The organism is Moorena sp. SIO2C4 (assembly GCF_010672485.1).
GTDB lineage: Bacteria > Cyanobacteriota > Cyanobacteriia > Cyanobacteriales > Coleofasciculaceae > Moorena > Moorena producens.
This window is the reverse complement of record NZ_JAAHGN010000190.1, coordinates 1-9,134: the sequence shown is the minus strand read 5'-3', so window position 1 is coordinate 9,134 and position 9,134 is coordinate 1. Positions and strand designations below refer to the sequence as shown.

At 42.1% G+C, this 9,134-nt stretch carries 7 protein-coding genes; 3 read left to right on the top strand and 4 right to left on the bottom strand.

Annotated elements, in window-relative coordinates:
• Nucleotides 1-375: 375 nt before the first annotated feature.
• The gene (locus F6K20_RS12735; RefSeq protein WP_008190425.1) at nt 376-1,149 is read left to right on the top strand and encodes an ABC transporter permease; all 774 of its coding nucleotides are present in this window, start codon (nt 376-378) and stop codon (nt 1,147-1,149) included.
• A gap of 277 nt (nt 1,150-1,426) precedes the next feature.
• Nucleotides 1,427-2,254 (top strand): ATP-dependent sacrificial sulfur transferase LarE, encoded by an 828-nt coding sequence (larE, locus tag F6K20_RS12730; protein WP_287267647.1) that lies wholly within the window; start codon nt 1,427-1,429, stop codon nt 2,252-2,254.
• 93 nt (nt 2,255-2,347) lie between these two features.
• On the opposite strand, the gene F6K20_RS12725 is transcribed toward larE, so the two are convergent.
• The 4 genes from F6K20_RS12725 to F6K20_RS12710 all read right to left on the bottom strand — a co-directional run bounded on the left by F6K20_RS12725 (nt 2,348) and on the right by F6K20_RS12710 (nt 5,615).
• Nucleotides 2,348-3,787 (bottom strand): FAD-dependent oxidoreductase, encoded by a 1,440-nt coding sequence (locus tag F6K20_RS12725; protein WP_287267649.1) that lies wholly within the window; start codon nt 3,785-3,787, stop codon nt 2,348-2,350.
• A gap of 72 nt (nt 3,788-3,859) precedes the next feature.
• A complete protein-coding gene (locus tag F6K20_RS12720; protein WP_131826899.1) occupies nt 3,860-4,090 on the bottom strand; it encodes a hypothetical protein in 231 nt (76 codons plus the stop codon).
• A 32-nt stretch (nt 4,091-4,122) separates the two neighbouring features.
• Nucleotides 4,123-5,013, bottom strand: a complete 891-nt coding sequence (locus F6K20_RS12715; RefSeq protein WP_008190431.1) for an Rpn family recombination-promoting nuclease/putative transposase — start codon at nt 5,011-5,013, stop codon at nt 4,123-4,125.
• Between the two features lie 149 nt (nt 5,014-5,162).
• Nucleotides 5,163-5,615, bottom strand: a complete 453-nt coding sequence (locus tag F6K20_RS12710; RefSeq protein ID WP_287267650.1) for a MerR family transcriptional regulator — start codon at nt 5,613-5,615, stop codon at nt 5,163-5,165.
• A 190-nt stretch (nt 5,616-5,805) separates the two neighbouring features.
• Here F6K20_RS12710 and F6K20_RS12705 point away from each other — a divergent pair.
• Nucleotides 5,806-9,134: tetratricopeptide repeat protein (locus F6K20_RS12705; protein ID WP_287294898.1), on the top strand; the 3,329-nt coding region annotated here is incomplete at its 3' end.

The following is a 9,134-nucleotide window of genomic DNA, read 5'->3' as shown; positions in this document are numbered from 1 at the left end:
GGCAAGGTTGCTCCCTGGATTACTGGCATTAATCGCGATCCTACTGCTGGGATAATGGGATTGCTATTTCTAGCTTTATTTGCTTGGTGGATGAGCGCAATCATCATAGTAATTAGTAATAATTAGTGATTAGTAATAATTAGTGATTAGTGATTGGTATTTAGAGTCCAAAGTGATAATAGTTTAAAAGTCTAAATAGCAAGAGGTGCGCTTGACCTTGGCGAATTAAATTCGCCAAGGTCAAGCGCACCTAAGCGAATTCTGGGCGGTTCTTGATGACTTCTCTATCATCCATGACTTAAGCTTATAGCAAAAATCCCAAACTTGTGTACCTCTCCTATGATGGAAGCAAAAGAGGAGCATAGGAGATAGTAGGTGAGTTTGGCAAGAATTTGGGCGATCGCAGCTAATGGTTTTCGGGAAGTGATACGCGATCGCGTTTTATATCTGATCGGCTTTTTTGCCCTAGCCCTAGGCATAGCTCTGAGGCTGTTACCTGAGATAGCAGCAACCACAGAAGAGAAAATTTTTCTGGATTTGGGTCTAGCTGGGATGGGTATCCTGGGTGTAATCGTGGCGGTATTTGTTGGTACCGGGTTGATTAACAAGGAAATCGAAAAGCGTACTGTATTAGTGTTAATTCCCAAGCCTCTTAGCCGGGCTGAATTTATCATTGGCAAACACTTAGGGTTATCGGGTGTATTGGCTGTGCTGGTTGTGGCTATGACTGCCATTTATCTGCTGGGCTTACGTGCCTCTAGTATTGAATACCCTGTGGTTAGCATCCTGGTTTCGGTGCTTTACCAATTTCTAGAACTGTCTCTAATCACAGCAGTAGCGCTAATGTTTGGTGTCTTTACTAGTTCACTCCTAGCAACGTTACTTACGTTTGGGATTTATATGATGGGACACTTGAGCCGTGATTTAGTGGAGTTAAGCAAGTTGAGCGAAAACCCTGGCATTGAGCGGATGACCGAAACCCTATACTTGGTTATCCCGGATTTATCACGGCTCAATTTAAAGAATGATGCCGTCTATGGTGTCTTACCCCCGTTCCCAGAACTGTTTTTAAATGGACTTTATGGATTACTGTACATCGTGCTACTTTTAGCGATCGCTATCCTAATCTTCTGGCAACGGGAGTTTTGATTTATAGTGCTACGCTTAGCGTCAGAAGTCAGAAGTCAGAAGTCAGAAGTCAGAAGTCAGAAGTTAGAAGTCAGAAGTCAGAAGTAAGCTATACTCACGTTTCGGAGTTTAGGAGCGATGAAGCGCCGCCAAAGGGGGTTTCCCCCATGAGCGACTGCATCAAGACAATGTCCTAATTTTAATGGGTAGTGCTATACCGCGAAGTCTAATCATGATAAATCGGGCATGATAGTAGATGGGATAGTGCTACAAACAGGGAAAATTATTTATCAAAACCATGCTAGAGCAGAAACTCAAGCAATTAAAAACTATATTTGCTGAGATGGAACGGGCTTTGATTGCCTATTCTGGGGGAGTTGATAGCACGCTAGTTGCTAAAATTGCTTACGATGTTTTAAGCGATCGCGTAATAGCGGTCACTGCTGAATCCCCGTCACTATTACCAGAAGAATTAGAAGACGCTCGCATCCAAGCCGCTACCATTGGCATTACTCATGAGGTTGTCCAAACCCATGAGATGGATAATCCCAATTATACCTCTAACCCGGTCAATCGCTGTTATTTTTGCAAAAGTGAACTCCACGACACTCTCAAACCTCTAGCCCTGGAGCGAGGCTATCCTTATGTAGTCGATGGGGTGAATGGGGATGATTTAAGGGACTATCGTCCAGGGATTCAGGCGGCCAAGGAACGAGGTGCGCGATCGCCTTTAGCGGAAGTGGGGGTAAGTAAGGCGGAAGTGCGCCAACTCTCGAAACAATTAGGACTGCCGTGGTGGGATAAACCTGCCCAACCTTGTCTGAGTTCTCGCTTTCCCTATGGGGAAATGATTACAGTAGCTAAGTTACAACGGGTAGGACGAGCAGAGATCTATTTACGGAAGTTAGGTTTCTCCAATTTGAGGGTTCGTTCAGAAGGAGATACCGCACGAATTGAGTTACTACCGGAAGAGATTAAGGAATTTGTGGTAACGACAGATTTACCGAAGTTAGTGGCAGAGTTTCAGGAGTTGGGTTTTGTCTATGTGACCCTGGATTTAGAAGGATATCGCAGTGGCAAATTAAATCAAGTTTTGAGTGAGGATGTAATTAGGATGAAAGCTTAATCAGTTTGGCTTTGTGTAAGCAATCAGCTATCAGCTCTCAGCTCTCAGCTATCAGCTCTCAGCTCTCAGCTCTCAGCTCTCAGCTCTCAGCTCTCAGCCTTTGGCTGATGGCTGACGGCTGAGGGCTGAATGCTTACATCGCTCCAGCAGTTGGTCAAAATTACGACAATATACCAATTGTTGGTAGTCTTGCCATGCTTGTTTGTTATTGTAGGGAATTCTGGTCAATGTTGCTTGTTGAATCTTCTCCATTAATGGACGACGAAGAGATTCATAGTTAAGGAAAGCATTGGCGATTGCTTGGATATTATCAAGATTATTTTTATGTACAATATTAGCGATAAGGGTAGCTACAACCAGAGCATCTTCCAATCCTTGATTAGCCCCTTGAGCCATGAAAGGAGGCATCCCATGGGCGGCATCACCCACTAATACAACTCTACCTGAACTCCAGGGAGATAGAGTTTCTACACGGTGAATGTAATACGGACGGGATTGCATTTTGACAGGAGGAGATAACGCCACTAATTGTGTGAGAGCTTTGGGAAAATTAGCGTTTTCCAACTCTCGTAATGCTAAAGCAATTAAGGCACTTCCAGATTTTTCTGTCAACTCCTCCTGGTTTAAAGGAAGATGGATCAAATACCCAAACTGAGCATTGGAACGGCGAAATAGGAGCATCCGTGGGGATTCCATAGAAGGGGAATCCTCTGAGATTTGATCATTAGTGCGATCATTAGTGATACTTATAATCCGTTCCTGCTGAAAAAATTTGTTTTCAAGCTCTGTGCTTAGCTCTGGGGGAATATCTGTGATTTCCATACAGAATAGGGCGGCAAACCCGGAATAGTCAGGTCGTGCTAAACCACTGTAGGGACTATCATTATAAACAATTCGACGAATGCTAGAGTTGATCCCATCTGCAGCAACAACTAGCCTAGCCCGGGTTGATTGTTTTTGAAATTGTTGGGGACTATGTTCTGAATTAAAGGAGACTGTATCCTCATCGTTTTGTCTGTTTGACCAATGAGCATAGGGATTTGCTTCTATGGCTGCATCAGAAACAAAATCTAGCCGAACATATTCGGTGTTTCCTTCATCGACTACATTGATACAACGATGATTCGCTTTAACCTGTTCAACGGGAAGTTGCTGTCTGAGAGTGGTCTGTAAATCATACCAAGAAATTGAGACTCGACCCTCTCCATAATCCTTGAACCAACTCTCATAGCTAAGAGGAATTGAGTGAATTTGCTCTCCCTTCAAATTTTTGTAAACCCATTTTTGATTGGGTTGCACTTTCTGCAAAAACTCCATATCCGTGTTTTTAACGGCTTCGTAAGCAGAAGGCGCTATGTGGTTGAGGGCTTTTAATCCATTGGGCAGAAGATCGATAACCTGACCCACTCGACGAAAGGCACGAGTTTGATCAAGGACTATAAAATTAGAGATACCTCGCTGCTGTAAGCCAATGGCAGTGGCTAATCCCACTGGACCAGCACCAACTACAACAATATCATAAGTGTCGATCATAATTATATTTTTGCGATCGTTTTTGCGATCAGCTTCGCTACTGCTGTTTGGGCAATGCCATTACCCTACCAACTATAGGAATTCTACGACTTGTGAGGTCAAATTTCTGGTTTTTAGGGAGGAGGTAGCAGTGATGCAGCGCGGTCTTGGGGAGGCAGCGCGGTCTTGGGGAGGCAGCGCCTTCACGCGGGGGTTTCCCCCGGAGACGCGCGCCTGATTACGTTGAGCCTCACGCCAAAGGCGAACGCGAACGGAAGAGGGAAAAGGGAAGAGGGAAGAGGTAAAAAATAATGTGTACCTCATGAGTCCTATGAACGCTATATCCGGGCTGAATGCTAGTTAAGCCAATTTTCTAAATCAGTTATGTTATTGAAATCTAAGAAGTCTTCTCCCAAATTTTCCAACTCTTCAATTGTTAAAATTTCTATTTTGCTAATGGTTTTTTTATCAATTTCCCCAAAACGCTTTTTCAGTTGACGTATTATTAAGGCGATCGCCTCATTTTTTCTACCGATTTCTTCAGCATAAGTTATTTTTCCTCTTTCATCTTGTAATGCCATAGCACGGCGATCGGCAATTTCTAATTCTTCTGGCGTCATACCAGCTTGATTAGCAAGATTTAAAGCTGATTCTATCTCTGATACTTCTCCTAAAGAAGGAGGAATGTTATCGAAACTAGAAGCTTCTTTGATGAAATAAATCCATTTATCGGCTAAAGTTTCTAATTCTGAGAGTCTTTTATGGAATTTCGGTAATTCTATAAATATTAACTGCAATTCCTCTTCCAGACATTCAAACTTTTCTGTTTTTTCTTGAAACACAAATTGATTAATAATTTGCTGAGTTTCGTCAAACAAAATAAAATCCGTAATTGTGACAGCTATAACAGGTTTAAGACGAATATAGTCCTCTGCTGTTTTTAACTGATTAACATATCCTTTCACCATATTATAAAGTACCCGTTTGCTAAAACCAGTCATGGATGATACTTGCATTTCAATTAGGACAATCTCTCCATCCGCTAACACTGCTTTTACATCCAAATAAGTGTCTTTTAAAGTCAACACTTGACCGGGATTATAGGGATTAATAATGGTTAAAGATTGAATGATTGGTTCGCCATCATAAATAATGGCATTTAGAAAACTAATTAATATATTTTTACTTTCTTTGGAACCAAATATTTTTTTGAATACATAATCTATTTTAGGGCTGATAAATCTCATAGTTTTGGCGTTCCTTAATTAAGGAATAAATGCGCGATCATCTGGTTTTATTAAAGCCCCTGTTGCTCCTCGAATTCTGAGGGACTTTGAAAGTTTTGTTACCCCCAGAATTGGGGAAACCATAGCCAGAATCAGCAATGCCCTTAGTATCAAGCACTAGCCGGAAAACTACCACCAATAAAATGAACATCACTGAAGGTTTCGATCCATAGACGAGCACCACAACGCAGTGGGTGATCGGGCTGATAGACAATCCGACATGGACCAAGGATTTCGATCTGGTTGCCATATAGATTGTTGCCGCTTCGTTTTACCGAAATCACTGGCTGACGGTCTTGGGGAGGTTTAGCATTGTTGCTGCCAATCCGATTACGGTTGACATTGATGGTGGCTAAAGCGGGAGGACGACTGGTACGCCATTTGCCCTTTGGTCCACGGGTACCTTTGGTGATTTGTGGTAGGTGCTTGAAAAGAGGAATAATCCAGAATTTGCCACTTTTATAGGCACCCCTGACCCGACCCTTCTCCAGGAGTTGGCGCAATCGTCGAGAAGAAATACCTAATAGAGATGCGGCTTCGGTAGTACCAACGCAGTGGTTCATGTTCGGATTCCCTAACTCTTCCTATAAAAATAGTATAGCAAAAATTTATTCCTGGACGCCTTAATGTAAAGTTATGTAAAGTTTTGCCAAACTGACCGGACAACTAGGGTGAAATAATTTTTCATGATTGATATCTAATCAAACCGGATTTAGTATTACAGCAACCTAGCTCTGCCCTGCAAACCGCTATATGACTACCAACCAATTGTTAGAATCAAACCTTGAATCTCTAATCAATACAGCCGCTCAAAATCATCAGTTGGGTAAATTAGATGAGGCTGAATCTATCTACAGACAGGTAATACAGATTCAGGGGGATTATCAGGGTGAGGAAAAGTCTTTATTGAAGCCCTATAACGTGATAGCCATTGCTAATCTGGCAAGTATATTTGAGGAAAAAAACAAGCTAGAGGAAGCGGTAGCCTTGTACCAACAAGCCTTAACCCTAAAACCTGACTTTGCTGAAGTTCATAACAATTTGGGCAATATCTTCTGGGCAAAAGGAGAGTTAGAGAAAGCGGTACAGTATTACCAAGAAGCGATTAAGGTTAAACCTGACTATGCTGTGGCTCATAATAATTTAGGAAATTTGCTTCATAATCAGGGTAAGTTAGGGGAAGCGGTACATTGCTACCAAGAAGCGATTAGGGTTAAACCTGACTATGCTCAGGCTTATTGTAATCTGGGAAATGTACTGCAGGTACAGGGTAAGTTAGATGCGGCACGAGAGTCCTACCAGGAAGCGATTAAGCTTAAAGCAGATTGTTTTCAGGCTCATAACAATTTGGGGACTCTATTCCAAACACAGGGCAAGTTAGATGCTGCAAGAGAGTCTTACCAAGAAGCAATTAGGCTTAAACCTGACTATGCTGACGCTCATAACAATTTGGGAACAATACTCCAAAAACAGGGCAAGTTAGAGGAAGCGGTACAGTCCTATCAGGAAGCGATTAGGCTGAAACCTGACTTTGCTGAGGTTTATAACAATTTAGGAAATACACTCCACGAACAGTGCAAGCTAGAAGAAGCCCTACAGTCTTACCAGCAAGCATTAAGTATTAACCCTAACTTGGCTGAAGCTAAACTGGCCATGTGCGTGTGTCAGATTCCGATCATTTATTCAAGTGTTGATGAAATCAAGGTAACGCGAAATAATTACCAAGGTAGTCTTAAAAAATTAGCGGATAGCTATACACAGAGCGATACAGAGCTAAGTCCAAGGGAACTGCTAAGTGCCGCTAACGCGGTGGGAGCGTTTCAGCCTTTTTATCTGGCCTATCAAGGGTTAAATAACCGAGAGTTACAGGAAATTTATGGACAAATGATTTGCCAGATCATGTCCCAGTGCTATCCCCGGTGGAGCCAGAAAATTCCTCTACCAAATTTAGCGCCTCATGAAAAAGTTCGGATTGGAGTTATTTCGGAATTCTTTTGGGATCATTCTAATTGGAAAATACCGATTAAGGGCTGGGTAGAAAATCTAGATAGATCGAATTTTGAACTATTTGGTTATCACACAGGGTTAAAACAGGATAAGGAAACAGCAATAGCCGCAAAATCATTTGTAAAATTTGTTCAAGGTTCTTTCACTATCGAAGAATGGTGTGAGGTAATTACAGAAGATAAATTACACATCCTTATTTTTCCGGAATTCGGGATGTCGCCAACTACAGTTAAGTTGGGTTGTTTAAGACTGGCTCCAATTCAAATGACATCTTGGGGACATCCGGATACTAGTGGGATGCCGACTATTGACTATTACTTGAGTAGTGATTTAATGGAAGCAGAAAATGCTCAAGATCATTATAGTGAGAGGTTAGTTAGATTACCGAATCTCTCTATCCATTACACGCCTTTGGAAATTACACCGGAAGCGATCGCTAAAAAGGACATAGGCTTAGATGATGATGAGATTATGTTCTGGTGTTGCCAATCGTTATATAAGTATTTACCTGACTATGATGATGTATTTCCTAGAATTGCTAAGGAGTTAGCTCATCGGTGTAAGTTTGTATTTATTAAATATGTTAAAAGTGACCGGGTTACTGAGATATTTGAGCAGCGTTTAAGGGATGCTTTTTATAAATTTGGCCTCGATTATACAGACTACTGCATATTTTTACCATTCATGAATAACAGGAAGTTTGCTGGAACCTCAGCGATAGCGGATGTATTCCTGGATAGCATTGGTTGGTCTGGATGTAACTCTAGTTTGGAATCTATTGCCCATAATATTCCGATTGTGACATTGCCAGGAGATTTGATGCGTGGTCGGCATACGATGGCAATTCTAAAAATGATGGGTCTGGAAGAGACAATTGCTTCGAGTAAAGAGGATTATGTGAAAATTGCGGTACGGTTGGGTCAAGATGCTCAATATCGTCAATACATATCTGATCAAGTTGCTGAAAATAAGCATAAGTTATATGGTGACTTGAAACCGGTAAGAGCATTGGAAGATTTTCTATTAAATGTAGTCCATAAACCAAGACAATTTGCGATGGAAACTGTTTCTGAAGCACTACAAATTGCTGTTCAACATCGTCAAGCCAATCGCTTAAACAAGGCTGTACAGCTTTACTATAAGATTTTGGAACAACAGCCTAATCATCCGGAAGCTTTATATGGCTTAGGGGTGCTGGCACAGCAAACAGGTCAGTATGATACTGCCGAGAAGCTGTTGAGAGCTACTGTGGAAGCGGAGCCGAATTCTGTTAAGGCTTGGTTCAGTTTAGGTAATTTGTGCCAAGGTCAAGGTCAGTTGTCTGACTCGGTGGAGTGTTACCAACGAGTTTTAACAATACAGCCGAACTTAGTACCGGTTTACAACAACCTTGGGTATGCTCTACAACAACAAGGTAGTTGGGACGATGCGATCGCTTCCTATCAAAAAGCTTTGGAGATTGAGCCTACCTGCACTGAAGCTGATGTGAATTTGGGCAATGCACTCCACGCTCAAGGGAAGCTTTCCCTAGAAAAACAACCACACTACGCACAATTGAACCATGAGCTAGGGGTTACCCGGCAAAAAGCAGGAGATTTGACTAATGCTGTGGCTTACTATCGCCAAGCAGTGGCGATGCAGTCAGATTTGCTAAGCGCTCATTACAATTTGGGAGTGGTGCTTCAAGACCAAGGTGAGTTTGAAAATGCGATCGCATCTTATCAGAAGGTTCTGGAGCTCAATCCTAGTTATGGGGAAGTCTACTTTAACTTAGGCAGGATTTACCAAACTCAGAAGCAGTTAAAGGAGGCAGCATCTGCTTATCGACAAGGGTTAATGCTAGTCAATCCCCGGTATGGGAAAGTAGTAAATCCTGACAACGGTTCTGACAACGGTTCTGACAACGGTTCTAGAGTATCTCCTGAGACACTAACGCCACCGCAGGTAGAACAACCAGAAGTTACTATCGGGGGATATCAGTCAAAATTTCCTGAAGAGTCCAGAGGTAGAAGCTCGGTTGGCAAAATTGAGGGAAACTACAGAAGCAGAAAACTTAGACTTAAAGAAGTACGATC

What these genes read in the sequence shown, in the direction of transcription:
- F6K20_RS12715 (WP_008190431.1), bottom strand. Translation starts at nt 5,013, where the DNA reads ATGAGATTTATCAGCCCTAAAATAGATTATGTATTCAAAAAAATATTT.
- F6K20_RS12720 (WP_131826899.1), bottom strand. Translation starts at nt 4,090, where the DNA reads ATGAGGTACACATTATTTTTTACCTCTTCCCTCTTCCCTTTTCCCTCT.
- F6K20_RS12710 (WP_287267650.1), bottom strand. Translation starts at nt 5,615, where the DNA reads ATGAACCACTGCGTTGGTACTACCGAAGCCGCATCTCTATTAGGTATT.
- F6K20_RS12725 (WP_287267649.1), bottom strand. Translation starts at nt 3,787, where the DNA reads ATGATCGACACTTATGATATTGTTGTAGTTGGTGCTGGTCCAGTGGGA.
- larE (WP_287267647.1), top strand. Translation starts at nt 1,427, where the DNA reads ATGCTAGAGCAGAAACTCAAGCAATTAAAAACTATATTTGCTGAGATG.